This is a genomic window from Pseudomonas sp. SZ57 (assembly GCF_009495975.1).
GTDB classification, from domain to species: Bacteria; Pseudomonadota; Gammaproteobacteria; order Pseudomonadales; family Pseudomonadaceae; genus Aquipseudomonas; species Aquipseudomonas syringae.
This window is the reverse complement of record NZ_WIBD01000007.1, coordinates 116,733-142,753: the sequence shown is the minus strand read 5'-3', so window position 1 is coordinate 142,753 and position 26,021 is coordinate 116,733. Positions and strand designations below refer to the sequence as shown.

Below are 26,021 nucleotides of genomic sequence, written 5' to 3'. Positions count from 1 at the left end.
CTGTCGTGAAATACGGGGCTGAACGCGAAATCGTTCAGCCCTTTTTCATTCTCTCCGAGACGACCATGACCATAACAGAGCAGCTGAGCGCACTGAGTTCCATTCTGGCTCGTGGTGATTTGCACAGTTTGTTCCAGCCCATCGTCTCGCTGTCGGAGCACCGGATTCTGGGCTATGAAGCCCTGACCCGCGGCCCTTCCAACAGCGCCCTGCACTCGCCCTTGAACCTGTTCGCCATCGCCCGCCAGGCCGGTCGCCTGAGCGAGCTGGAGTTGAGTTGCCGGGACAGCGCCTGCCGACGTTTCAGTCAGCAGAAGTTGCCAGGCAAGCTGTTTCTCAACGTCTCTCCCGAATCGCTGCTCGAAACCTCTCACCCTCCGGGCCGGACCCTGGAAATGCTGCGTCGCTACCAGATCGCGCCCAAGGACGTGGTCATCGAACTGACCGAGCAGATGCCCACCGATGATTTCGACCTGCTGTACAACGCCTTGCACCACTACCGCGACATGGGTTTTTCCATCGCGCTGGACGATCTGGGTGCCGGTTATTCGAGCTTGCGACTCTGGTCGGAGCTGCGTCCGGACTACGTGAAAATCGATCGGCACTTCATCGACGGCATTCACCAGGATGCGGTGAAGCGCGAGTTCGTCGGCTCCATGCTGCAGATGGCCAAGGCCTCCAGGGCGACGGTGATTGCCGAAGGCATCGAATTGCCGGAAGAGCTGGCGACGCTGAAAGACATGGGCGTGAACCTGGTTCAAGGCTATCTGCTGGCGCGTCCTCAGGAGCGCCCGCCGCGCGACACCCGCGCCATGTTGCCAAAAACAGAGATCACCGTGGTGCCGCTCAACGAAGAAGCGGCCGACCTGTCTGCGCTGCTCAATCCGCAGCCATCGGTCAGCCAGTCCACCCCCACGGCTGAAGTGCTGGAAGCGTTTCGCAGGCAGGCCAACCTCAACTCGCTGGCGGTGCTGGATGACGACGCCCGACCGTGTGGCATCGTCCACCGGCACTCGTTGTCCGAGGCCCTGCTCAAGCCCTTCGGCACCGAGCTGTTTGCCCGCAAACCGATCAGCCGCCTGATGAGCAGTGACTTTCTGGCCGTGGAAGTCAGCCACTCGCTGCAACAGGTCAGCCGGCTGTTGACCAGCCGCGCCCGGCAGCGCATCGAGGAGGATTTCATCATCACCTCGAACGGTGCCTATCTGGGGCTGGGCCGGGTGATCGACGTGCTCAAGCTGATTACCGAAATGAAGATCCAGCAGGCACGTTACGCCAACCCGCTGACCCTGCTGCCCGGCAACGTTCCGATTCAGCAATGCCTGACTCGACTGCTGCAGCAAGGCCGTGCGTCGATGATCTGCTACGTGGATATCGACAGCTTCAAGCCCTTCAACGACATCTACGGTTATGCGCGTGGCGACGAGGTGCTGTTGTGTCTGGCGCAATGCCTGAACGACCGCATCGATCCGGCCAGAGACTTTGTCGGGCACATCGGCGGGGATGATTTTCTGATGGTGCTGGGCTTTGATGACTGGGAACGACGCCTGAAAACCCTGCTGGATGATTTTCAGAATCAATGCCGCCGTTTCTACCGCGCAGAACACCTGGAAGCCGGTTGCTTCATCGCCCTCAATCGCCAGGGCCAACGCCAGGAATTTCCCCTGCTGTCGCTGTCGATTGGCGTTGTGCACCTGCATGAAGAAAGCTGCACGCTGGTCGATGCCAGCCAGTTGGCCGACCTCGCTTCACAGGCCAAGCACTTCGCCAAGGATGTCGCCGGCGCCAGCATTCACGTCATCGATTCGACGCGGCTGGATTTGTTGATGCAGGCGTGAGGGCCGGTGTCATACCCCTACTGCGCTTCAACTTCCGGATAACTGTATTCGAACACCCGAACCACTTCCGAGGCGTGCCATGAGGCTGCCGCGACGCCGTCCGAAGGTCCGGTGAAGCGGCCCAGTCGTTCAGCGCACTCGAAAAAACCGGGACGCGGCAGGCGGCTTGCGCCCTGGCTGATGACCAGCGAACTGCGCAAGGGCTGTTCAGCGCGGGCATCCATGGCGGCCAGGTGCTCAAGGGCGGCGGTCAGGGTCTGCATGGCCGGGCTGGGCAGTTGCAGGCGCTCCACCAGCGCGCGATAGGTCAGCAGATGCCGTTGGCGACGGGCCAGATCGAGCTCATTGAGCAGCCCATCCCAATGCTGACGACTGATGCGCACGCTCACGACTCACCTCGCCAGCCCGGCACCCCGAGCTCCCACGCCAGGCTGCGCTTGATGGCGCCGTCCGGCTCACGAGTACCGTTCTCGATCAATTCCAGATAGGACGGGCTGATCCCGACGGTACGCGCCAGGCTCGCCGCTTCAAGGCCCTTGGCCTCGCGCAATGCACGCAACTGATCGAACCCGGGAAGCTCACTGGCAGCGGTGCCGGAAGTCGATGCAGCGGGCTCGCTGGAAGGTTTGCCGGCCAGTCCGGCAGCCTTGAGCAGCGCTTGATACTGCGCCCAGGGCAGCACTGCGTATTCAGGCTCCCCGTCACGGGATATCACTTGAAGATCCATAGAGTCACCTTGTACTACACGACTGCACACTGATCAGGCTTGATCCATAGGCAGGCATCTTAACAGCGGAACGCCAGGGCTTGTGTTCAATCCGTGAGACTTACACCTTGCCTCGCTCTTGCTCCAGCAGTGCCTGAGTCTTCGGCAACTGCTCGACCACGATGAGTTTCTCGGGCGATTGCTGCGCGCGCCACGCACGAAAGGCGTCCAGCTCATTGCTCAGGTGCTTGGTAACCCACGCCAGCACGGCGATGTCATCGAGCATGCCGAGGCCGGGTATCCAGTCGGGGATCGCATCCAGCGGGCTGAGGAAGTACATCAGACCGGCGACAATGGACAGGATCGCTTTAGGGCTGATGGCGCGGTATTCGCCCCGCCAGTAAGCCAGGCACAAGGCCTGCAGCAAACGCAGGTCTTCCTTGAGTTTGCCCAGACGACTGCCTTCACTGTTGCCCTTGCGCGCGACAGCGAACAGCAATCCTGGCAAGCGTCCAGCCGCCAGCAGACGCCGGGCTCCGGGCAGATAACGGATAAAATTCCACGGTGCTTTCATACCCACTCCCGTTCAGCAAAATGTCGTTCGATAAAGCAGATCCGCTGAACCTGCCTGGCCAGTGCCACAAGGTTATCCACAATAATTGTGGATAACCTTGTGAACAGCGGCTTTTTTCCAGCCTCAACACCCCGTTTTCGGGGGGCCATAGTCAAATCGGGCGTTTTTTACTCACAAAAAAACTACAAACGTGTGAACCCGACACCCTCTATGAAACGAGTGCCTTGATATTGCCAGACTGTCGGACAATGCTTTTGCATGCATCCATGGTAGTGGGACTACCCGAATGGCCAAGCGTTCGGCAAATAAGCCGGACACAAAAACGCCCTGTCGAGACAGGGCGTTTTCTGTAGCCAGGTGGTGCGTTACTTCTTGGCCGGAGCCGAAGCGGCAGGAGCTGCCTCTTCTTCGTCGGCATCAGCACCAGGCGTCGGTGCCGCTGCAGGGTCCTTGATACCCAGCAGTTCGAGATCGAACACCAGTACCGAGTTGGCAGGGATCGCCGGGCTCGGGCTCTGTGCGCCGTAAGCCAGATCACTCGGGATGAAGAGTTTGATCTTCTCGCCGACGTGCATCAGCTGCAGACCTTCGACCCAACCCGGAATCACACCGCCAACCGGCAGATCGATCGGGCTGCCGCGCTCAACGGAACTGTCGAAGACCTTGCCGTCGATCAGCTTGCCTTCGTAGTGAACAGTCACAACATCGGTAGGCTTGGGCTGAGCGCCATCGGCTTTCTTGATGATCTGATACTGCAGGCCGGAAGCGGTGGTGACCACGCCGTCCTTTTTACCGTTCTCTTCGAGGAATTTCTTGCCAGCGGCAGAAGCTTCTTCGCTCATCTTCGCCAGACGCTCTTCGGAACGCTTTTGCAGCGCGGAGAAGGCTTCAACCAGCTCTTCATCCTTGAGTTTCTGATCTTTCTTGCCGACAGCATCTTCGATACCCAGGGCTACAGCCTTGGAATCCAGATCATCCATACCTTCCTGAGCCAGGCTTTTGCCCATGTTCAGACCGATGCCATAAGACGCTTTTTGTGCTGGGGTTTTCAGCTCTACGGTGCTGGCTTGCTTATCACAACCTGCGAGTACCAGACCGACCAGGGCAATCGCCGCTGCCAACCGATGCTGTTTCATGCTAATTCCTTGTTCATGCGCCAAAAGGGCAAACGAGTAAAGCCGCGAGCTTATCAGGCCGCCGCGATCAATGGCTACCGGCATGAGAGGCAGAAAACGCCGATAAGTTCAGGTATCCAAAGGTTTTCCCGTATCTGTACCGCATTGTTCAGTTGCAGTTCAGTTTGTGATTCGCGAAGGCAAGGCGCTGGCTCGCTGCGCAGGGCTCAGGCCACGGGCCTGATCACCCCGGCATCAGGCCAGCGCTCACTGGTCTGCAGCACGCGCAGAAGCCCGGCCCGCGCCACTCGAAGGACGAAATCCTGCACGCTGAGGGTACCGGCCGCGAGTTGCGCCTGAACGGACTCGGCCCCTGAGTACACGCGCGATACGCTTTGCAACAGTTGAAACTCCTCGGCGGACTGACTGGGGGTGTAACAGAGCAGCGCGCCGTCGGCTGCCGAGAAATAAACGGCGGACATCTCGAAACCATAGCGAATCGGCAAGCCTTTGCGGCGCTGTGCCGGTTTGTGCCGGTAACTGAACATCCGGTGCAGGTCATCCGGCGCGAAGAAATCGTTGATGACTTCACGCCCGCTCTCGACGGCCAGATTGGCAGAGCAGAAATACATGCCGTCTACACGGTAGCCGTCCGGCAATGCAGGCCGGTAATACGCATCGGGATGGAACGCCGAACACGGCGCATACACCGGCATGCCGTCATCGAGAATCGGCTCGGCAATCCGATAGGCTCGCTCGACCGGATTGAACAGAAGACAACCGATGATCTGCGAATGAATACGACTGCCGATACGGCCATGTGCATAACGTGCAGCCTCATCGGCGCTATCGAACGGCGCGCTGAGGCTCAGGGGTCGGGGTGGCCATTGCGCGTCGCAGCTTGCGGGCGATTTGGCGGGAGGTGTACGAGCGGCAGCGTCGTCCGGGTAAGGCTGCCAGTCGGCCGGCACTTTGCCTGCCCGCCCCCACAGTCGGCTGGGCACTATCACGTGCAGATCCCCGGCACCGGCCAGCAGGCGCACCACATCACTGGGCATCATGCTGAGGTTCTGCAACGCCTTGTGGATCTGACTGAGTTCACACAGGTGCGGCATGCTCTGCGGACCGGAGACACGCGCAAACAGGGTGTCTTCGGCGGCAGAGCGAGACAGCGTGTATTTGATCAGGGAACCGTCAGGCCCGGAAAGATAGGTCGCCGCACACACCTCCTGATCGTCGATCACCGCATAAATGTCGCCGACTGAAAAACTGTTCGGGTAAGTGACCTTTTCACTGTCCGGCCACTCGTCCAGCCCGGCCTGCAGTGACGGGTGAGAATGGTAGACCGCATAGTCGTCATGCCCTTGCGGGTAGAGCACATAACCTTCCTGCTCGTTGCGCGGGAAAACCTCGTTGGGATCGAAGCTGAACTGGCTGCCGTTCATGGGCTCGGTCGCAACGTACTTGCCGTCCCTGCGAACCAGAATGAACCCGCCGTATTCGCGATCACGCCGGTCGCCGATCCGCTCATGGGCATAACGCGCCGCATCGTCAGGATGATCGAACGGCGCGCTGAGCGTCGGCATGTCGGGGTGCTGATCGATGGATCGTTTGTAGAGTCTTTTTCTGGGGTGCATCCGGGGCTCCTTGAAAGCCTGACTGATTGAGTCATGAGCGTAAGGAAACCCGGCACGGCGAGTGACATAGATGAATATGACGTTACGTAGGTTGGCCAGCGCCGAACAACATGAAATTAAAGATAATTTTTAAGCATTCCGGGATGTGCTTCGATCCGCGGCGTGGGCGAGTCTGCCCAGCCCCTGCGTCGACCATCGCGACTGGCGACCAGGGCTTACGCAGTTTGTCGTGCTCAGGAACGTTTTTATGCAACCGACCACTCGTTTTCGCTCAACGCGCTCGACAGCCCGCCAGTTGGCAAGCCTGGCCGTGATCGCCGCAGCAGCCCTGTTGCCGGTCAGCGCAGCCTATGCCACCAAGAAGCCGCCTCTGGTTGTCACTGAGGGCATCAAGGCCTACCGCCTGTGCACAGGCCCCGACAATCTGTCACACGTCATCGAGGGTTCGATCGATCAAAAAGCCATGACCGATGTCAGCGCCCTGCACTTCAAGGAAACCCCGGCGCACTCGTCCTTTGACTGGCATCCGGCACCCGAAGAGCAGTACGTGATCACCCTGTCCGGCACGCTGGAATTTTCCACCACCGGCGGCGAAAACTTTGTCCTGCACCCTGGGGAAGTGTTGCTGGCGCAGGACACCACAGGCCCCGGCCATCGCTGGAAGCTGATCGATGATCAGCCCTGGCGACGTGCGTACATCATCACCAAGCCAGGCGACAAGGGCGCGTTCGTGCCGAAGGACGGAGCGCCTGCGAAGGGCTGCTGATGCTGTGATGCAGCCGCCCTCATCGAGCGCGATTAAATCGACACATCAGCCGCTGGCTCGGAAATTTCGATCAGGTTCAGATCCGGATCACGCACATACACCGACCAGATCGGCCCGGTAGCACCGGTGCGCTCGACTGGGCCTTCAACGATCGGCCAGTCCTGCTCCTGCAGGTGCACAATCACCTGCTCCAGCGGGATGGTGGCGATGAAACACAGATCCAGCGCACCCGGTACTGGCAAATGGGCCTTGGGCTCGAACTCCTTGCCGCGTTCATGGACATTGACTTTCTGATTGCCGAAGCGGAATGCCAGACGCCCCTGACGAAAGCGTTCAGGGGTCATACCCAGGACACGTACGTAAAAGTCCTTGCAAGCGTCGATATCGGCAGTGGTCAGTACCAGGTGGTCCAGATGATCAATCACGGGATCAGCTCCGTTTGGAATAGAGTTCTGTTTTACGACAACGGCTACGTTTCGGATCAGATAATGCCAAGCCGACGCCACTCGGCACGTGTGGCAGCGTCGATGCCATGTGCTTCAAGCACGGCATCGGTGTGTTGACCGAGTGTCGGCGCAGACGATCTTACCTGACCCGGCGTGTCTTGAAGTTTAGGCACAATCCCCGGAAGGGTGACGGGTGTTCCGTCGTCCAGCGTGCCCTGCAACAGCATGTCCCGCGCCTGATAATGCGGGTCACTGGCGATGTCGGCAGCGTCGTAGATCTTGCCAGCCGGGATACGTGCTTCGTTGAGCGCTGCAAGGACTTCGTCCATCGAGCGTTCGGCAGTCCAGGTCGAAATGGCCGCATCGATACGCGCCACGTGCCTGACCCGCCCGTCGTTATGCTCAAGCTCGGGGTCGCTGGCCAGGTCCATACGGCCGATCTTTTCCATCAGGCGCCGGAAGATACTGTCGCCATTGCCCGCGATCAACGCGTACTTGCCGTCATTGCAACGATAGGCATTGCTCGGAGCGATGCCTGGCAGGCTGCTGCCAGCCGGCTCGCGGACAGTATCGAATACCGAGTACTCGGGAATCAGGCTTTCCATCATGTTGAACACTGACTCGTACAACGCGACATCTATCTGCTGCCCCTCGCCGCCATTCTGCTCGCGGTGACGAAGCGCCAGCAGAACGCCGATCACACCGTGTAGCGCAGACAGCGAATCACCAATCGATACGCCGACACGCACTGGCGTGCGCCCTGCCTCACCGGACAGATGACGCAAACCGCCCATGGCCTCGCCGATCACGCCAAACCCCGGCCGGTCGCGATACGGCCCGGTCTGCCCGTAGCCAGAGACACGCAGCATGATCAGTTTCGGATTGAGGGCGTGCAGCGCTTCCCAGCTCAACCCCCAGCCTTCAAGCGTGCCGGGGCGAAAGTTCTCGACCAGTACATCGGCATCCCGGATCAACCGTCGTGCCATTTCCTGCGCTTGAGGCTGGCGCAGATCAAGGGTCACCGACCGTTTGTTGCGGGACTGCACCGCCCACCAGACGGACGTGCCGTTATGTAGCAAACGCCATTTGCGCAGGGGATCCCCGGTCAGCGGCGGCTCGACCTTGATGACCTCGGCACCGAACTCGGCAAGGATCTTCGCCGCGAAAGGCCCGGCAATGAGCTGACCCAGCTCCACCACCTTGATGCCCTGAAGAGGCAGGCTCATGACACGTCCTTTCTTGTTGGGAGGTGGAGGAATGATCTGCGCAAATGCGCTGGATGGAAAGCCGGACGGTGCGCTGCCAGATCGGACCGCCGTAAAAAACCCCGCGCCAGGCGGGGTTCATTGAATCAATTACTGCACGCCAACTGAAAACTCATCGAGGAATCACCCGAGGCACCTCGTTTACCGACCATAAGCCCCAATACATTGACCTGCTCTGTAGTTGCAGCGCCGCCCAACTTGGCGTGCCCGTAGAACAGCCGTTCATGATCGCTGGTATCAATGGAAGAGACCGAACAGAAGCCAGGCGCCTTTTTAAAATGGCCTTCATTGAAGATCACTTTATAGTTGGCGAAGTAGTCTTTCTGGGTGGAGTAGTCCACCGACGCTATCCAGGGCGAAGACTGCTCGACAATATTGCCGTGCCGGTCAATGGTCGCCGTGTGCAGTGCTGGCGAGGCCATCACGCCCATCGACAAGACCAGCGCAGTGGTGCCTGCAAGCAGTTTAAAACGATTTTTCATAGTTATCCCTTAACTCACTACAGTATCAGACCGCCTCGATTCGGCGGTCGGCTTGGATTAATTATTCTGGGTAATCAAGAGCATTGCTGATGTCTGGATACCCGATCAACCCATTCAGCTAATACCAGCAAAGAGGATAAATCAAGCGTTCACCGAGGCTAACTAACAAGCCTGGTTTTAACTTCAATATTTAAGGAAATTACTTACATTCGCGAAGAATAATTCTTACAGAACTTCAATAGAACTGCCGCGGGGGCATTGCACGAGGGGGTTGGAATTTCCAAACGACAGAAAGCAAAAAGCCCGCACTGGGCGGGCTTTCTGTTTGCTTCAAGGAGTTCAAGGGCCTTGAAGCGGAATATGGCGCAGCGGACGGGACTCGAACCCGCGACCCCCGGCGTGACAGGCCGGTATTCTAACCGACTGAACTACCGCTGCGCGTAACACTAAAAGCGAGTTTGGTGGGTGATGACGGGATCGAACCGCCGACCCGCTGCTTGTAAGGCAGCTGCTCTCCCAGCTGAGCTAATCACCCTTCACTCTCGGTGTGGCGCGCATTCTACGGAGCGACCTGTACTCTGGCAAGCACTTTTTTAAATAATTTTTATAATCCTTCCAAAGGCTTACAAACGCTCTGTACAGGGTTGGCCCCAGCGGCTGAGGAGCGAATAATGCCCGCCTTTGTATAGAAAGAGAGATTCACCTCATGTGGTTCAAAAACCTGCTTGTCTATCGCCTGACCCAGGACGTGCCTTTTGATGCCGAAGCGCTGGAGACAGCACTGGCGACCAAGCCGGCGCGCGCCTGCGCCAGCCAGGAGGTAGCCACCTATGGTTTCGTCGCTCCTTTCGGCAAGGGCGAAGACGCTCCATTGGTACACATCAGTCAGGACTTCATGCTGATCGCCGCACGCAAGGAAGAACGCATTCTGCCGGGCAGCGTCGTGCGTGACGCGCTCAAGGAAAAGGTCGACGAGATCGAAGCCGAGCAGATGCGCAAGGTCTACAAGAAGGAACGCGATCAGCTCAAGGATGAAATCATCCAGGCGTTCCTGCCGCGCGCCTTTATCCGCCGCTCCGCCACCTTCGCCGCCATCGCGCCGAAACAGGGCCTGATCCTGGTCAATGCCTCCACTCCGAAACGCGCCGAGGACCTGTTGTCCACCCTGCGCGAGGTCATCGGCTCGCTGCCGGTACGTCCGCTGACGGTCAAGGTTTCACCGAGTGCGACCATGACCGACTGGGTCAAGACCCAGAAAGCAGCCGACAACTTCTTCGTGCTGGACGAGTGCGAGCTGCGCGACACCCATGAAGACGGCGGCATCGTGCGCTGCAAGCGTCAGGACCTGACCGGCGACGAAATCCAGCTGCACCTGAGCACAGGCAAGGTCGTGACCCAGCTGTCGCTGGCCTGGCAGGACAAATTGTCGTTCGTGCTGGACGATAAACTGGTGGTCAAGCGTCTGAAGTTCGAGGATCTGCTGCAGGATCAGGCCGAACAGGACGGTGGTGACGAAGCGTTGGGGCAACTGGACGCCAGCTTCACGCTGATGATGCTGACCTTCGGCGAGTTCCTGCCGGAGCTGTTCGAGGCATTGGGCGGCGAAGAGATTCCGCAGGGCATCTGATACGCGCTTTTGCAGCACTGCCGCTCGAAACACCGCGCCGTCTCGTCAGACGGCGCATTCATTTCATCCTGGTTATTCAACAAGAAGGAACAGGCCATGCGTGCGTTGGCAGCCTTGAGTCGTTTTGTCGGCAACACGTTTGCCTACTGGGTGTTGTTGTTCGCCATTCTGGCGTTCCTTTTTCCGCAGGCATTCATTGGCCTTAAGAGCTGGATCGTGCCGCTACTCGGGCTGGTCATGTTCGGCATGGGCCTGACCCTGAAACTCGACGACTTTTCCGAAGTGGCGCGTAACCCGTGGCGAGTGGCGCTGGGTGTGATTGCGCACTTCGTGATCATGCCCGGTGTGGCCTGGTTGCTGTGCCAGGTGTTTCAACTGCCGCCGGAGATCGCCGTGGGCGTGATTCTGGTCGGCTGCTGTCCGAGCGGCACTTCATCCAACGTCATGGCCTGGCTGGCAAAGGGTGATCTGGCGCTGGCGGTGGCGATCGCTGCGGTCACTACCCTGCTCGCCCCGCTGCTGACCCCGACCCTGATCTGGTTCCTCGCTTCGGCGTGGCTGCCGGTGTCTTTCCTCGATATGTTCTGGTCGATCCTGCAACTGGTCATGCTGCCGATTGTGTTGGGTGTGGTTGCCCAGCGTCTGTTAGGCGCGCGGGTCAGCTATGCGGTAGACGTGCTGCCGCTGGTGTCGGTGGTCAGTATTGTGATGATCGTCTGTGCGGTGGTCGCCGCCAGTCAGGCGAAAATCGCTGAATCCGGCCTGCTGATCATGGCGGTGGTGATTCTGCACAACACGTTCGGTTTTCTGTTGGGGTATTTCACTGGCAAGGTTTTCAAGCTGCCATTGGCGCAACGCAAGTCGCTGGCGCTGGAGGTCGGTATGCAGAACTCGGGGCTGGGCGCTGCGCTGGCCAGTGCGCATTTCTCGCCGCTGGCGGCGGTGCCGAGCGCGCTGTTCAGTGTCTGGCACAATATTTCCGGGGCGTTGCTGTCGACGTATTTCAGGAAGATGCCGGAGGAAGAGAATACGTCCGTCCGTTGATGCCAGTTGACTGTCGTTCCCACGCCCCAGTGAACTGACCCCAAAAAGTTGGACGGTTGACTATCGTTCCCATGCTCCGCGTGGGAATGCAGTTCGTGACGCTCCGCGTCACACGGCGGTTCTGCGATGTCAGGTGGATGTGGGTTCCAGCTCAGGTCACCTTTGGCTATCGTGCCAATCCGAAGTGATTGGCACGTCAGTCGTACGGAGCGCAGACGCTACTGCACTTTCCCTCTCAGCGCTTTGACTTCTTCGCGCACGTCCACGGGGGTTGCCACGTCAGCGGCAATGGGTGAACCGGCCACCAGTACGACGCGAGACCAGAGGCGGCGAAACAGGGTCTTGCTCGGGTCGCGGCTGAAGAAGCTGCCCCACAGGCCTTGCAGTGCCAGTGGAATGACCGGTACCGGGGTTTCCTGGATGATGCGGCTCATGCCGTTCTTGAAGCCGTTGATTTCGCCGTCGGTGGTCAGTTTGCCTTCCGGGAAGATGCACACCAGTTCGCCTTCCGCGAGGTACTGGGCGATGCGCTTGAACGACTTTTCGTAGATGTCCATGTCTTCGTTACGCCCGGCAATGGGGATGGTCCCGGCTGTGCGAAAGATGAAGTTGAGCACGGGCAGCTGGTAGATCTTGTAGTACATGACAAAGCGGATCGGGCGCCTCACAGCACCGGCAATCAGCAATGCATCGACAAAGGACACATGGTTGCAGACCAGCAGCGCCGCGCCTTCGTCCGGGATCCGATCCAGATTGCGGTGTTCGACGCGGTACATGGAATGGCCAAGCAGCCAGATCATGAAGCGCATGGTGAACTCGGGGACGATCTTGAAGATGTAGATGTTGACCGCGATGTTCATCACCGACACGGCCAGAAACAGCTGCGGAATCGACAGTTTGGCAACGCTCAGCAGCAGGATCGAAACAATCGCCGAGACCACCATGAACAGCGCGTTGAGAATGTTGTTGGCGGCGATGACGCGCGAGCGCTCTTTCAGCGGCGTGCGCGACTGGATCAAGGCGTACAGCGGCACGATGTAAAAGCCACCGAATACGCCGATACCCAGAATATCGAACAGCACCAGCCAGCCCTGCCCTGAGGACAGCACCGCCAGCCAGTCGTTGGCCTGCACGTTCTGCGGGAAACCGCCCGAATGCCACCACAGCAGCAGGCCAAAAATCGTCAGGCCCATCGAGCCGAACGGCACCAGCCCGATCTCGACCTTATGCCCGGACAAGCGCTCGCAGAGTAACGAGCCCAGCGCGATGCCAATCGAGAATACGGCCAGAATCAGCGTAACGACCGTTTCATCGCCGTACATCCATTCCTTGGCATAGGCCGGGATCTGCGTCAGGTAGATAGCGCCCACGAACCAGAACCACGAGTTACCGACAATCGAGCGCGAAACCGCGGGCGTCTGCCCAAGCCCCATGCGCAAGGTGGCCCATGACTGGGTAAAGATGTTCCAGTTGAGCTTCATCTCCGGCGAGGCAGCATCGGCGCGCGGGATACCGAAGCTGGCCAGGAACCCCAGGCAGGCGACCAGCACGATGGCAGCCGCCACCACCCAGGCATAGTGCGAAGAAGACATCATCACACCCGCGCTGATGGTGCCGGCCAGAATCGCCAGAAAGGTGCCCATCTCGACCAGCGCGTTGCCGCCGACCAATTCGCTCTCGCGCAGGTGCTGGGGCAGGATCGAATATTTGACCGGCCCGAACAGCGCCGAGTGCGTACCCATGGCGAACAGCGCGGCCAGCATCAACTCCAGATGATTGAACAGAAAGCCTGCGGCGCCGACCACCATGATGACGATCTCGCCGAACTTGATGATCCGGATCAACTTGTCCTTGGGGTACTTCTCACCGAACTGCCCGGCCAGCGCCGAGAACAGAAAGAACGGCAGGATGAACAGCAAGGCGCACAGGTTGACGTAGATCGAGCGATCCCCGTCGATGCTCAGCTTGTAAAGGATGGCAAGGATCAATGACTGCTTGAAGATGTTGTCATTGAATACCCCGAGGGACTGCGTGATGAAAAACGGCAGGAAACGGCGTTTCCCGAGCAGGCTGAATTGTGACTGTTGGCTCATCGTCCGTGGTCCTGAGAGGCTGGGGAGAACTGACGCAGCGGCCAATCCGAGGCACATTGAAGACGTAACGCCGCCGAATGTCGATAGGACATTTTCTTTTACAAAACCTGTGTCGCTATTTTTATCACTTCGGGCTTTGTCGGGGCAGCTGCGACACCGCGCCACGCTCGACCTTGGTCGACAAAGACGAAGCGCGGCCATCGTGCGAGACTGCGCGTTATCGATACGGTGTGGAATTTGATATGTCGCTGTCCAGCGGGCTGATTGCGGCCGTTGCTCTTACCTATATGGCCATCATGTTCGCCATCGCCTTCTACGGCGACCGATACAGTGCGTCGCTGCGCCCGACCATGCGCGCCTGGGTCTACAGCCTGTCGCTGGCGGTGTACTGCACCAGCTGGACGTTTTTCGGCGCAGTGGGTCAGGCCGCCGAGCAGTTATGGTCGTTTCTGCCGATTTATCTGGGGCCCATCGTGCTGATGGTACTGGCGCCCTGGGTACTGCAAAAAATGGTGCTGATCAGCAAGCAGGAAAATATCACTTCAATTGCCGACTTCATCGCGGCTCGATATGGCAAGTCCCAGTCCCTGGCGGTGATGGTGGCGCTGATCTGCCTGATCGGCATGCTGCCGTACATCGCGTTGCAGCTCAAAGGCATCGTGCTGGGGGTGAATATCCTGATCGGTGCCGTGGCTGACTCCACCGGCACCCGCGCGCAGGACACCGCGCTGGTGGTGTCGCTGATTCTCGCGCTGTTCACCATCGTCTTCGGCGCACGCAATCTGGATGTCACCGAACACCATCGCGGCATGGTGCTGGCCATTGCTTTCGAGGCGCTGGTCAAGCTGTTTGCGTTCATGGCGGTAGGCGTATTCGTCACGTTCGGCCTGTATGACGGATTCGACGACCTGTTCAATCAGGCCAAACTCGCGCCACGCCTCGAGGAATACTGGAAAGACACGATCAACTGGCCGTCGATGTTCGTGCAGACCGGCGTGGCGATGATGGCGATTGTCTGCCTGCCCCGCCAGTTCCACGTGACGGTGGTCGAGAACATCGAGCCTCAGGACCTGAATCTCGCCAAATGGGTGTTCCCGGCCTATCTGGCGCTGGCTGCGCTGTTCGTGGTGCCGATTGCACTGGCCGGACAAATGCTCCTGCCCGGCTCCATGCTGCCCGACTCGTTCGTGATCAGCCTGCCGCTGGCGCACGCTCACCCGTCACTCGCGCTGCTGGCCTTCATCGGCGGAGCATCGGCGGCAACCGGCATGGTGATCGTCGCCTGCGTGGCGCTGTCGACGATGATTTCCAACGATATGCTGCTGCCATGGCTGTTAAGACGCAAAAACACCGAGCGGCCGTTCGAAGCGTTCCGCCACTGGATGCTTTCTGTCAGGCGCATCAGCATTGTGATGATTCTCCTGCTGGCCTACGTCAGCTACCGGATGCTCGGGTCGACGGCCAGTCTGGCGACCATCGGCCAGATCGCCTTTGCCGCGATCACCCAGCTGGCTCCCGCGATGTTCGGTGCGCTGTACTGGAAGCAGGCCAATCGGCGTGGTGTATTTGCAGGCCTGGCGGCCGGTATCTTCATTTGGTTCTACACCCTCGTGCTGCCGGTGGCGGCGCATGGCATGGGCTGGTCTTTGAGCACTTTCCCACTGCTCTCCTGGCTGCACAGCAACCCGTTCGACCTGCCTATCTCGCCGATGACCCAGGGCGTGGTGCTGTCGATGGCCGGCAACTGCACGTTGTTCGCCTGGGTGTCGATGCTGTCGCGCACGCGAGTGGCCGAGCACTGGCAGGCGGGTCGTTTCATCGGCCAGGAAACCCAGGGACGCGACTTCAGCCGCCCGCTGCTTGCGGTACAGATCGAGGACCTGCTCAGCCTGTCGGCACGCTTCGTCGGTGAGGACCGCGCGCGGCAGAGTTTCATCCGCTTCGCCCAACGGCAGGGCAAGGGTTTCAACCCCAGCCTGAATGCCGACGGTGAATGGATCGCGCATACCGAGCGACTGCTGGCCGGCGTGCTCGGCACCTCTTCGACCCGCGCGGTGGTCAAGGCTGCTATCGAAGGTCGCGACATGCAGCTGGAAGACGTCGTACGCATCGCCGACGAAGCCTCCGAAGTCCTGCAGTTCAACCGTGCGCTGCTGCAGGGGGCCATCGAAAACATTACCCAGGGCATCAGCGTGGTCGACCAGTCCTTGCGGCTGGTGGCCTGGAATCGTCGCTACCTTGAGCTGTTCAATTACCCTGAAGGCCTGATCGGCGTTGGCCGGCCGATTGCCGACATTATCCGTTACAACGCCGAGCGCGGACTCTGCGGGCCGGGCGAGGCAGAGGTTCACGTTGCGCGGCGTCTGCACTGGATGCGCCAGGGCCGCGCTCACACCTCGGAGCGGTTGTTTCCCAATGGGCAGGTGATCGAGCTGATTGGCAACCCGATGCCGGGCGGCGGGTTCGTCATGAGTTTCACCGACATCACCGAGTTCCGCGCTGCCGAACACGCCCTCAAAGGCGTCAATGAAAGCCTTGAGCAGCGGGTAGCCGCACGTACCCACGAATTGTCCCAGCTCAACCAGGCGCTGACCGAAGCCAAGGGCACCGCTGAAGCCGCCAACGAATCGAAAACCCGTTTCCTGGCCGCGGTGAGTCATGACCTGATGCAGCCTTTGAACGCTGCACGGCTGTTCTCCGCTGCGCTGTCACATCAGCAGGAAGGGATTTCCAGCGACGCCCAGCAACTGGTTCGGCACCTGGACAGCTCGCTGCGCTCTGCCGAAGACCTGATCAGCGATCTGCTGGACATTTCCCGCATCGAAAACGGCAAGATCACCCCGGACCGTCAGCCGTTCCCGCTCAGCGCGCTGTTTGACACCCTGGGTGCCGAATTCAAGGCGCTGGCCCAGGAGCAGGGTCTGAGTTTTCGTGTGAGGGGCAGTTCACTGCGCGTCGACAGCGATATCAAGCTGTTGCGCCGGGTGCTGCAGAACTTTTTGACCAACGCTTTCCGCTATGCCAAAGGCCCTATTCTGCTGGGTGTCAGGCGCTACGGTGACAGCCTGAGCCTGGAAGTCTGGGACCGCGGTCCGGGCATTCCCGAAGACAAGCGCAAGGTGATCTTCGAAGAATTCAAACGCCTCGACAGCCACAAGACTCACGCGGCCAAGGGGCTGGGTCTGGGGCTGGCGATTGCCGATGGTTTGTGCCGCATTCTCGAGCATCCTTTGCAGGTGCGCTCCTGGACCGGCAAAGGCAGCGTGTTCAGCGTACGGGTTCCGCTGGCCGCGCCCCAGGCGACAGTCCCCGCGACACTGCCTGAGGTCAGCCGCCCCGCACTGAACGGTACGCAGGTGCTGTGTGTCGACAACGAAGACAGCATCCTGATCGGTATGCACAGTCTGCTGTCACGCTGGGGCTGTCAGGTCTGGACCGCGCGCAATCGCCAGGAATGCGAAGCGCTGCTGAACAATGGCGTCCGGCCGCAGATTGCCCTGGTGGATTACCATCTTGATGAAGGCGAAACCGGTACTGAACTCATGGCCTGGCTGCGTACCCGACTGGGTCAACCGGTGCCGGGCGTGCTTATCAGTGCCGATGGGCGTGCGGAGTTGATCGCTCAGGTGCACGCGGCAGGGCTCGATTACCTGCCCAAGCCGGTCAAGCCTGCAGCGCTTCGCGCACTGTTGAGCCGGCATGTGAGTCTGGACGGGTAACGGAATGCCGGTTGTTCGCAGAGGCCACGATCAACCGGATCAGGGGAAAACCGGAAACACTGTCGCTTAACCAAACAACCAGTAGCCCAGCAGCGTCAGTACCGCCACTGCCAGAACAGGGCGCAATATGCGATAAGCCTTGGGGTTGGCGCGCTTGAACTGCTTGACCTTGCCACTGAAGCCATCACTGAAACGCTTGCTGAACGCATACGCCTGGTTGATTCCGCCGACGCGCTCGTCGTCGAGATTCTGCGGGGCGGTGGCGCGGCCCAAAAACGCGCTGACGCTGCGGTTGATACGGGTCATGAAGCGGTTGGTCAGTGGACGCTCGATGTCACAGAATAAAATCACACGGGTCTGGTCGGTCTCGTTCTTGACCCAGTGAACGTAGGTCTCATCGAACATGACGTCCTGACCGTCACGCCAGGCGTACTCCTTGCCATCGACGAAGATCCGGCAGTCATCGGAGTTGGGCGTGGACAGGCCCAGGTGATAACGCAGCGAGCCGGCAAACGGATCGCGGTGCGGATTGAGGTGACTGCCACCCGGCAACAGCGCGAACATCGCGCCCTTGACGTTGGGAATGCTGTTGACCAGTTCGACGGTTTTCGGGCACAGCGCCTCGGCAGACGGCAAGGCCTTGTCGTACCACTTCAGGTAAAAGCGCTTCCAGCCCTTCTTGAAGAACGAGCCAAAACCGGCGTCGTTGTTCTTCTCCGCCGCACGAATATAGCCTTCGTCGAACAGGTGCATGGCTTCGTCGCGAATGGTTTCCCAGTTGTCCTTGAGGACGTCCAGTTCAGGGAATTTGCTGCGGTCCAGATACGGCTCGGACGGCACGCGGGAAAACAGATACATCAGTGCGTTGTACGGTGCGAACAATGCCGAATGGTTGACGAACTGCCGCAACAGAGGCAATCGGGCACGACCGCGCAAATGAACGTACAGCGTGCTGCCCAGAAACAGCATCAGGATCGATGCCTTGGCAACAAATGAAAGGGTCATGAAGCTCTCCTTGAAGCGGGCAGATAACGCCAAACGTCACGCGGGCAGTGCTGATGCATGATTCTGAATAATGACTGGAGCGCCGGGCGGACAGCGCTGATCGTCCGGCGAGTCGTAAGCTGGCCATCATAAACCCTTGCGTTGCCCGCATGAAGTGCGCACTTGCGAAGATGTGTTACTGGGAAAGCTCCTGATCGGTAAACAGATCGCTGAACAGCATGCTCGACAGGTAACGTTCGCCGGAGTCCGGCAGCACCACCACGATCGTCTTGCCTTGCATCTCCGGCTTTTCAGCCAGACGGACGGCCGCCGCCATTGCCGCGCCGCAGGAAATACCGCACAGAATGCCCTCCTCCTGCATCAGACGCCGCGCCATGGCCTTGGACTCTTCATCGGTGACACGCTCTACCCGGTCGACAATCGACAGGTCGAGGTTTTTCGGGATGAAGCCGGCGCCGATGCCCTGAATCTTGTGTGGGCTGGGGGTGATCGTTTCACCGGCCATCGCCTGGGTGATGATCGGCGAACCGTCCGGCTCGACCGCGACCGACAGGATCGGTTTGCCTTCGGTGTGCTTGATATACCGGGAGATACCGGTGATAGTCCCGCCAGTTCCTACGCCTGCCACCAGGACGTCGATGGCACCGTCGGTGTCTGCCCAGATCTCCGGGCCAGTGGTTTTTTCATGGATGGCCGGGTTGGCCGGGTTCTCGAATTGCGCCGGCATGAAATAGTGCTCGGGGTCGCCTGCCAGCAGTTCTTTGGCCTTGGCAATCGCGCCTTTCATCCCCTTGGCCGCTTCGGTCAGCACCAGTTCTGCGCCCAGTGCCTTGAGTACCTTGCGACGTTCTATGCTCATGGAAGCAGGCATGGTGAGCATCAGTTTGTAGCCACGGGCAGCGGCAACGAAGGCCAGACCGATGCCGGTGTTGCCCGAGGTTGGCTCGACGATGGTCATCCCCGGCTTGAGCTTGCCGCTGCTTTCGGCGTCCCAGATCATGTTGGCGCCGATACGGCATTTGACGGAATAACCCGGATTACGCCCTTCGATCTTGGCCAGAATGGTGACACCGCGTGGCGCGATACGATTGATCTGCACCAGCGGCGTATTACCGATGGAATGGGCGTTATCAGCGTAGATACGGCTCATGAGGGTGTCCTTGTGCACATCGGTTAAAGACCCAAAGCCTATGCCGCCAACTGTGGGGCGTCCAGTCTGACCGAACGGATGACGGCGCGAGCAGTCAATCCATCATTGAAACAGGAGACTCATGTCATGAAACGTCGCTACAGCTGGCCGCTATGGACCCTGGCCGCTCTGATAGTCCTGCTGGTCGCTGTCAATATCGCCCTGCCATACTTGGTGCGTGACTATCTGAACGACAAACTGGCCGACATGGGTGACTACCGAGGCGAGATCACCGACGTGGACCTGGCACTGTGGCGAGGGGCGTACCGGATCAAGGGGCTGAAGATCGTCAAGACCGATGGCAAGGTTCCGGTGCCCTTCTTCGACGCGCCGATGATCGAACTGGCAGTCAGCTGGCATTCACTCTGGTATGACCATGCAGTGGTCGCAAAAGCCCTGTTCACCGGCCCGCAGATCAACTTCGTGGACGGCGGCAGCAAGCAGGACTCGCAGACCGGTCAGGGCACCGACTGGCGTACCCAGATGAACAAGCTGCTGCCTATCACCCTCAACGAGTTGCGCATCGACGACGGGCGCATCACGTTCAATAACTTCAACTCCACGCCCAAGGTAAAAATCGAGGCGGATCAGGTCAATGCCAGCATCTACAACCTGACCAATGTGGTCGACGTGGAAGGCAATCGCGACGCCGAGTTCAAGGGCAAGGCGCGTCTGCTGGGCCACGCCGATCTGGAAAGCTCAGCCAGATTCGACCCGTTCAGCAACTTTGAAAACTTTGACTTCAAACTGCGCGCCACCGGCATCCAGCTCAAGAAACTCAACGACTTCTCGTCGGCCTACGGTAAGTTCGATTTCAACGCTGGCGATGGCGACGTGGTGATTGAAGCGCAGGCCGATAAGGGCCAGCTCAAGGGCTATATAAAGCCGCTGCTGCGCAACGTGGACGTGTTCAACTGGCAGCAGGATGTGGAAAACAAGGACAAGGGTGTTTTCCGATCGATCTGGGAAGCGCTGGTCGGCACCAGCGAAACCGTATTGAAAAACCAGCGGGAAAACCAGTTCGCCACACGCGTCGACCTCAGCGGCAGTGTCCATCAGCAGGACATCAGCGGCTTCCAGGCGTTTCTGCAGATCCTGCGCAATGCGTTCGTGCAGGCATTCAATGCGCGCTATGAGAGCAGCAAGGGTTCCTAGCGTGTTTTTTTGTCTGTGCCGTATACACCCCGCTCTTCGGCGGCCTGTGCCTGTTGCTGCAATGCATCCCAGCCAAGGCAAGCCAGCGCCAGGGTGCGTGGTGTCGGCTCGCGGGAGTTGCTGTAGCGGGTGATGCTGCGCGGGCTGACACCCAATGCTTGTGCGGCTTGAGCCAGGGGCAAACCCGTGCGGGCACGCCACCCGATGAAAATACGCGTGTTTTCATCGGTGGCCGCTTGAGCCTGAGCGTCAAGGTACAAGGTATCGGCACCGATCTGGATATCCGGCTCCGGCCATTCAACCGTCCAGCCATCATCGCCCACCTGGGCCTGGGCAAAGGCATCGGCAGCGATCAAAGGCCGTAACCCAGGAAAAGTCTGCACATCCGCGCTCATGTCGAGCACGAATTGCTGATCGTCGATGAACGTCAAGGCCAGTCGATAACCAGACTGGGCCTGAACCTCCTTGAGCCGTGGGCGTTTCATGGATGCCATCGTTTCCATTCCTCCATCAGTTCGTTGCGGTGAGTTCGTATCCATTCAAGAGCTTCCCTTAACACAACAGCCGGTGCGGTTCCGCGCGTGGGCTCTACAAGCTCAAGGCAAATCAGCACGTCCAGCCCTCCACCGGTCAGGTGAACATTCGGCGGCAGGTGGTCTTTTTCTCTCCGCTGAATCCTGTATTTATCCCCGAATCTGTATTTGGTCGGCATGGCACGCACAGTATCGCCAAATTAGCCATACCAGAAGCAGCGTTACAATTTAGACCCGGTCACAGCGTGACGCGCCATTCAAGAACTGAATGAGGCGTCTTCGTTCACAGCCATCGGGCCGCCACGTTATAGTCAGGGCATTGCTTGCCCCTCTTACGGCGTGCGTGCCGACCGGTTACGCGCGCCCACGCGAAAAGGATGGATCAATGAAGTTCGAAGGTACGCCGGCCTACGTTGCCACTGACGATCTCAAGCTGGCGGTCAACGCGGCCATCACGCTGGAGCGTCCATTGCTGGTCAAGGGCGAGCCCGGCACCGGCAAGACCATGCTCGCCGAGCAACTGGCCGAGTCCTTCGGCGCGAAACTGATTACCTGGCATATCAAGTCCACGACCAAGGCCCATCAGGGTCTGTACGAGTACGATGCGGTGAGTCGTCTGCGCGACTCGCAACTGGGCGTCGACAAGGTCAACGACGTACGCAACTACCTGAAAAAGGGCAAGCTCTGGGAAGCCTTCGAGTCCGAGGAGCGTGTGATTCTGCTGATCGACGAAATCGACAAGGCCGATATCGAGTTCCCCAACGACCTGTTGCAGGAACTCGACAAGATGGAGTTCTACGTTTACGAGATCGATGAAACCATCAAGGCCAAAAAGCGACCGATCATCATCATTACCTCCAACAACGAGAAAGAGCTGCCGGATGCCTTTCTGCGTCGCTGCTTCTTTCACTACATCGCCTTTCCGGATCGGGCCACGCTGCAACGCATCGTCGATGTGCATTACCCGGACATCAAGAAAGACCTGGTGAGCGAAGCGCTGGACGTATTCTTCGACGTGCGCAAAGTACCTGGGCTGAAGAAGAAGCCCTCCACTTCCGAGCTGGTCGACTGGCTGAAGCTGCTGATGGCCGACAACATCGGTGAAGCCGTGCTGCGCGAACGCGACCCGACCAAGGCGATTCCGCCACTGGCCGGCGCGCTGGTCAAGAACGAGCAGGACGTGCACTTACTGGAACGTCTGGCGTTCATGAGCCGTCGCGGCAACCGCTGATCGTGTCTATCCAACCTGCCATGTAAAAGGGCGACAGCCATGCTGCTCAACCTGTTCAACGAAATGCGCGCAGCCAAAGTGCCGGTGTCTCTGCGTGAACTGCTGGACCTGATCAATGCGCTGAAACAGCGGGTCGTGTTCGCCGACATCGATGAGTTCTACTTCCTGGCGCGCACGATTCTGGTCAAGGACGAGCGCCATTTCGACAAGTTCGACCGGGCCTTCGGCGCATATTTCAATGGCCTGGAAAATCTCGACGAGCATTTGCAGGCGCTGATCCCGGAAGACTGGCTGCGCAAAGAGTTCGAGCGTTCGCTGACGGACGAGGAACGCGCGCAGATCCAGTCGCTGGGCGGCCTCGACAAACTGATCGAGGAGTTCAAGAAACGCCTGGAAGAACAGAAGGAACGCCATGCCGGTGGTAACAAATGGATCGGCACCGGTGGCACCAGCCCGTTCGGTTCGGGTGGCTATAACCCGGAGGGCATCCGAGTCGGCGATGCAGGCGAGCGCAAAGGCAAGGCCGTCAAAGTCTGGGACCAGCGCGAGTACAAGAATCTGGATGATCAGGTTGAGCTGGGGACGCGCAATATCAAGGTGGCCCTGCGTCGCCTGCGCAAGTTCGCTCGTCAGGGTGCCGCGGATGAACTGGACATCGACAGCACCATCGATCACACCGCACGCGATGCGGGCCTGCTGAACATTCAGATGCGTCCGGAGCGGCGCAACACCATCAAGTTATTGCTGTTGTTCGACATCGGTGGCTCGATGGATTCGCACGTCAAGGTCTGTGAAGAGCTGTTCTCCGCGTGCAAGACCGAGTTCAAGCATATGGAGTATTTCTACTTCCATAACTTCATCTATGAATCGGTGTGGAAGAACAACCAGCGCAGAAGCTCGGAGCGGACCGCCACCCAGGACCTGCTGCACAAGTATGGCGAGGACTACAAAGTGATTTTCATCGGCGACGCCTCGATGGCGCGCTATGAAATCACCCAGCCCGGCGGCAGCGTCGAACACTGGAATGAAGAGGCGGGCTATGTATGGATGCAGCGCTTCATGGGCAAATTCAAGAAGATCATCTGGATCAATCCCTACCCGAAAGATGCCTGGGACTACACCACCTCGACGCATATCGTGCGTGATTTGATCGAGGGGCAGATGTATCCGCTAACCCTTAGCGGTCTGGAAGAAGGCATGCGTTACCTGGCGAAATGAAATAAGGCTGCTGCCAATGCTGTACAAGCCGGTCATCAACCGGCCGGTACCACCCGACCAGCAGCATGATCATTTTGAACACCCGAACTACGCTGACAGTTCCACACAACCAATCAGACGGAAAAGCGCTGATTGAGTAGGTCGTTTTGCAGTTACTCCATCGTTTTGCCTGAGCAGCCGTCGCGACGTCGCGGGTTACTTATGAACGAAACGCTCGGGATCATGCAGCCTTACTTTTTCCCCTACATCGGTTACTTCCAGCTCATTGCGGCGGTCCAGCGCGGGCTGGTCTTTGACATCGTCAAATACAAACGCAAAAGCTGGATGAACCGCAATCGGGTACTGGGTAGCAAAGGCGACTGGCAATACATCAATGTTCCGGTCTGTGTCAGCGAGGGCGCACTGATCAAGGACGCGACCATCATCGACCTTGCCTGTGCCCACCGACGAATCACGAATCAGCTTGAACACTATCGAAGCAAGGCACCCTACTTCCGGGAAACCTTGCAGGTGGTCGAGCAGACATTCGGCACGCCTGCCACCCACCTGTGTGAACTCAATACACGCGCGCTGAAAGTGGTCTGCGAGTATTTAGGCATGAGCTTTGACTGGGAAAGCTGTGCAGCGATGAACCTTGATCTGCCGCCCATTGAACATGCAGGCCAATGGGCGCTGGAAATAAGCACGGTGCTGGGTGCGCGTCAGTACATCAACGCAACAGGTGGACGCGAAATTTTCATACCCGGCGAATGGCAGGAACGAGGCATAGAACTGAGGTTTCTCGAGCCCGCTTCATTCAGTTATTCCACGGGACCTCTGAATTTCGTCGAAAACCTTTCAATCATCGACGTGCTGATGTGGAACGCACCTGAAACAGTACTCGCCTATCTACGTAATGAAACACGGGCAGTCATATGAACTGCCCGCCGATGTTTCGCTACGCCCCGCCCCACAGTCAATTCCAGTCGCGTTCGAGCTGAGGCTTACGTCGTCCGCCGTGGACGACCCAGCCAAGCAACAGCACGAAGCTTTCGATCACCAGCGCCAGCAGCAATGCACTGATGATGCCCCAGGCAATGACTTCGGGGGCCAGCAGAACTTGCCACGTATAACCATTGAAGGTTTCGCGACGGATATCCGGATCGGAAGAGGTAGCCACGAAGATGGCTTTGGAATACCAAGGCCCCTGAAGCCCGAGCCACTGACGCTCAAGAATGTGCGTGCGGTTCATCAGGGTGTCGATGGTGTCCGCATCGCTGCGGAAGACCGGGTCTTCACTGCTGCGATAGTGCTGGATCAGCGCCTGGATATCGCCCTTGAAGAACTGCTGCGCAGTGGCGGTATAGCCCTTGACGGCTTGTTGCGCCTCGATCAGATGCGCTTCGACACGCTTGCTGTAATCACTGATGAAACCGGGAATCTGTACCCCGAACAGCAGGCCCATGGTGAACAGGACCAATCGCAGATAACTTCGCAGCATCAATATCCCTCTTCTTTTTTATCCATTAAGCCGATGTGATGGTGTCTTACGGCCTGGCCGTCTCGGTCGCGGTGTCGACCGAACCTTGCGCCACGCTCTCGCCCTTGCGCCACAGGCTCCACTGGCCCGGTTCATAGCGGTTCCAGTTTTCGTTCTCGGTCAAGGGTTCGGTCGCGATGACCGTGACCACGTCATGCGGTGTGGTTTCAGCCTGAAAATCGACAATCACGTCGACATCTTTCAACCTTGCCGGACCAAACGGAGCTCGGCGGGTGATCTGAACCAGTTTGGTACTGCAAAAGCAAAACAGCCAGTCACCGTCGCTCAACAGGCAGTTGAACACGCCTTTGCTGCGATATTCGGCACACGCCTGGATCAGCGTAGGCAGCAATTCCTCGACGTCGACGGGCTCGGGAAAGGCTTCGCGGACGCGATTGAGCAGGTCGCAGAATGCCGCTTCGCTGTCGGTATCGCCCACCGGCCGATAAAAGGTAACGCCCGGGGTGAAATCCGCCAGCTGACCGTTATGCGCAAAGCACCAGTTACGGCCCCAGAGTTCGCGCACGAAAGGATGGGTATTGGACAGGCAGACCTTGCCGACGTTGGCCTGACGAATATGGCCAATCACGACTTCGCTCTTGATGGGATAACGCTGCACCAGCTGTGCGACTTCCGATTCACTGCTGGCTGCCGGGTCCTGAAACAGACGCAGGCCACGGCCCTCGTAGAAGGCAATGCCCCAGCCATCGCGATGCGGACCGGTGCGGCCGCCCCGCTGCATCAGCCCGGTAAAGCTGAAGACTATGTCGGTCGGGACATTGGCGCTCATGCCCAGTAGTTCACACATGCTCAGGTTCTCGCTTCAAGACGTTTTGCAGCAGGTCATGCGCCGCAAGTA

General features: G+C 58.9%; 24 protein-coding genes and 2 tRNA genes. 9 read left to right on the top strand and 17 right to left on the bottom strand.

The genetic code is table 11. The annotated features are described in order from the left end of the window. The first annotated feature begins 65 nt into the window (after positions 1-65). Positions 66-1,838, top strand: a complete 1,773-nt coding sequence (locus GE543_RS10205; protein WP_032607454.1) for a bifunctional diguanylate cyclase/phosphodiesterase — start codon at positions 66-68, stop codon at positions 1,836-1,838. A 17-nt stretch (positions 1,839-1,855) separates the two neighbouring features. Here the strand turns inward: GE543_RS10205 and GE543_RS10200 are convergent, their stop codons facing one another. The 5 genes from GE543_RS10200 to GE543_RS10180 form a co-directional block, all read right to left on the bottom strand. Further along, complete coding sequence (locus GE543_RS10200; protein ID WP_003390904.1) at positions 1,856-2,227, bottom strand: hypothetical protein; 372 nt, start codon at positions 2,225-2,227, stop codon at positions 1,856-1,858. After that, positions 2,224-2,565: a helix-turn-helix transcriptional regulator gene (locus GE543_RS10195; protein ID WP_032660205.1), complete on the bottom strand. Its 342-nt coding sequence runs from the start codon at positions 2,563-2,565 to the stop codon at positions 2,224-2,226. Before GE543_RS10195 ends, GE543_RS10200 begins: the two co-directional genes overlap by 4 nt. 100 nt (positions 2,566-2,665) lie before the next feature. Then, positions 2,666-3,118: a YkvA family protein gene (locus GE543_RS10190; RefSeq protein WP_003317434.1), complete on the bottom strand. Its 453-nt coding sequence runs from the start codon at positions 3,116-3,118 to the stop codon at positions 2,666-2,668. 365 nt (positions 3,119-3,483) lie between these two features. Next, the gene (locus tag GE543_RS10185; protein ID WP_003346532.1) at positions 3,484-4,254 is read right to left on the bottom strand and encodes an FKBP-type peptidyl-prolyl cis-trans isomerase; all 771 of its coding nucleotides are present in this window, start codon (positions 4,252-4,254) and stop codon (positions 3,484-3,486) included. Positions 4,255-4,460: 206 nt separating this feature from the next. After that, positions 4,461-5,870 (bottom strand): DUF4329 domain-containing protein, encoded by a 1,410-nt coding sequence (locus GE543_RS10180; RefSeq protein ID WP_153221376.1) that lies wholly within the window; start codon positions 5,868-5,870, stop codon positions 4,461-4,463. A 247-nt stretch (positions 5,871-6,117) separates the two neighbouring features. On the opposite strand from GE543_RS10180, the gene GE543_RS10175 reads away from it, so the two are divergent. Beyond that, positions 6,118-6,636 (top strand): hypothetical protein, encoded by a 519-nt coding sequence (locus GE543_RS10175; protein ID WP_153221375.1) that lies wholly within the window; start codon positions 6,118-6,120, stop codon positions 6,634-6,636. Positions 6,637-6,668: 32 nt separating this feature from the next. On the opposite strand, the gene GE543_RS10170 is transcribed toward GE543_RS10175, so the two are convergent. The 5 genes from GE543_RS10170 to GE543_RS10150 all read right to left on the bottom strand — a co-directional run bounded on the left by GE543_RS10170 (position 6,669) and on the right by GE543_RS10150 (position 9,364). After that, on the bottom strand, positions 6,669-7,061 hold the full coding sequence (locus GE543_RS10170; protein ID WP_371927139.1) for a VOC family protein: 393 nt from the start codon (positions 7,059-7,061) through the stop codon (positions 6,669-6,671). A gap of 56 nt (positions 7,062-7,117) precedes the next feature. After that, a complete protein-coding gene (locus GE543_RS10165; RefSeq protein ID WP_153221374.1) occupies positions 7,118-8,308 on the bottom strand; it encodes a CaiB/BaiF CoA-transferase family protein in 1,191 nt (396 codons plus the stop codon). A 125-nt stretch (positions 8,309-8,433) separates the two neighbouring features. Further along, positions 8,434-8,829 (bottom strand): hypothetical protein, encoded by a 396-nt coding sequence (locus GE543_RS10160; protein ID WP_153221373.1) that lies wholly within the window; start codon positions 8,827-8,829, stop codon positions 8,434-8,436. A gap of 361 nt (positions 8,830-9,190) precedes the next feature. Beyond that, positions 9,191-9,267, bottom strand: a tRNA-Asp gene (locus GE543_RS10155). A 21-nt stretch (positions 9,268-9,288) separates the two neighbouring features. Further along, a tRNA-Val gene (locus GE543_RS10150) sits at positions 9,289-9,364 on the bottom strand. 171 nt (positions 9,365-9,535) lie between these two features. Between GE543_RS10150 and rdgC the strand changes: the two genes are divergently transcribed. Further along, entirely contained in the window at positions 9,536-10,456 is a 921-nt protein-coding gene (gene rdgC / locus GE543_RS10145) for a recombination-associated protein RdgC (RefSeq protein ID WP_153221372.1), read from the top strand. Positions 10,457-10,552: 96 nt separating this feature from the next. Continuing rightward, on the top strand, positions 10,553-11,500 hold the full coding sequence (locus GE543_RS10140; RefSeq protein ID WP_003317426.1) for a bile acid:sodium symporter family protein: 948 nt from the start codon (positions 10,553-10,555) through the stop codon (positions 11,498-11,500). Between the two features lie 218 nt (positions 11,501-11,718). Here the strand turns inward: GE543_RS10140 and GE543_RS10135 are convergent, their stop codons facing one another. Then, positions 11,719-13,593, bottom strand: a complete 1,875-nt coding sequence (locus GE543_RS10135) for an MFS transporter (RefSeq protein WP_153221371.1) — start codon at positions 13,591-13,593, stop codon at positions 11,719-11,721. Between the two features lie 242 nt (positions 13,594-13,835). Here GE543_RS10135 and GE543_RS10130 point away from each other — a divergent pair, with 242 nt between their 5' ends. After that, on the top strand, positions 13,836-17,312 hold the full coding sequence (locus tag GE543_RS10130) for a PAS domain-containing hybrid sensor histidine kinase/response regulator (protein WP_153221370.1): 3,477 nt from the start codon (positions 13,836-13,838) through the stop codon (positions 17,310-17,312). 66 nt (positions 17,313-17,378) lie between these two features. Here GE543_RS10130 and GE543_RS10125 read toward each other — a convergent pair whose 3' ends face one another. Then, positions 17,379-18,317, bottom strand: a complete 939-nt coding sequence (locus GE543_RS10125; RefSeq protein ID WP_003415630.1) for an aspartyl/asparaginyl beta-hydroxylase domain-containing protein — start codon at positions 18,315-18,317, stop codon at positions 17,379-17,381. A gap of 175 nt (positions 18,318-18,492) precedes the next feature. Next, positions 18,493-19,467, bottom strand: coding sequence for a cysteine synthase A (gene cysK, locus GE543_RS10120; RefSeq protein ID WP_153221369.1), 975 nt, complete (start codon positions 19,465-19,467; stop codon positions 18,493-18,495). Positions 19,468-19,593: 126 nt separating this feature from the next. On the opposite strand from cysK, the gene GE543_RS10115 reads away from it, so the two are divergent. Further along, entirely contained in the window at positions 19,594-20,661 is a 1,068-nt protein-coding gene (locus GE543_RS10115; protein ID WP_153221368.1) for a DUF748 domain-containing protein, read from the top strand. Here the strand turns inward: GE543_RS10115 and GE543_RS10110 are convergent. Then, entirely contained in the window at positions 20,658-21,146 is a 489-nt protein-coding gene (locus GE543_RS10110) for a DUF2442 domain-containing protein (RefSeq protein WP_024692255.1), read from the bottom strand. The genes GE543_RS10115 and GE543_RS10110 overlap by 4 nt on opposite strands. Further along, on the bottom strand, positions 21,143-21,373 hold the full coding sequence (locus GE543_RS10105; RefSeq protein WP_153221367.1) for a DUF4160 domain-containing protein: 231 nt from the start codon (positions 21,371-21,373) through the stop codon (positions 21,143-21,145). Before GE543_RS10105 ends, GE543_RS10110 begins: the two co-directional genes overlap by 4 nt. 206 nt (positions 21,374-21,579) lie before the next feature. Between GE543_RS10105 and GE543_RS10100 the strand changes: the two genes are divergently transcribed. From GE543_RS10100 to GE543_RS10090, 3 genes are all read left to right on the top strand, one after another. Then, positions 21,580-22,425, top strand: coding sequence for a MoxR family ATPase (locus tag GE543_RS10100; protein WP_153221366.1), 846 nt, complete (start codon positions 21,580-21,582; stop codon positions 22,423-22,425). A gap of 39 nt (positions 22,426-22,464) precedes the next feature. Next, positions 22,465-23,643 (top strand): VWA domain-containing protein, encoded by a 1,179-nt coding sequence (locus tag GE543_RS10095; RefSeq protein WP_153221365.1) that lies wholly within the window; start codon positions 22,465-22,467, stop codon positions 23,641-23,643. 201 nt (positions 23,644-23,844) lie between these two features. Further along, positions 23,845-24,561 (top strand): WbqC family protein, encoded by a 717-nt coding sequence (locus GE543_RS10090; RefSeq protein ID WP_046236762.1) that lies wholly within the window; start codon positions 23,845-23,847, stop codon positions 24,559-24,561. 37 nt (positions 24,562-24,598) lie between these two features. Here the strand turns inward: GE543_RS10090 and GE543_RS10085 are convergent, their stop codons facing one another. Together GE543_RS10085 and GE543_RS10080 are read right to left on the bottom strand one after the other, a co-directional pair. Continuing rightward, positions 24,599-25,123, bottom strand: coding sequence for a DUF2937 family protein (locus GE543_RS10085; protein ID WP_003390926.1), 525 nt, complete (start codon positions 25,121-25,123; stop codon positions 24,599-24,601). Positions 25,124-25,169: 46 nt separating this feature from the next. After that, entirely contained in the window at positions 25,170-25,970 is an 801-nt protein-coding gene (locus tag GE543_RS10080) for a class II glutamine amidotransferase (protein ID WP_046236761.1), read from the bottom strand. Positions 25,971-26,021 lie beyond the last annotated feature (51 nt).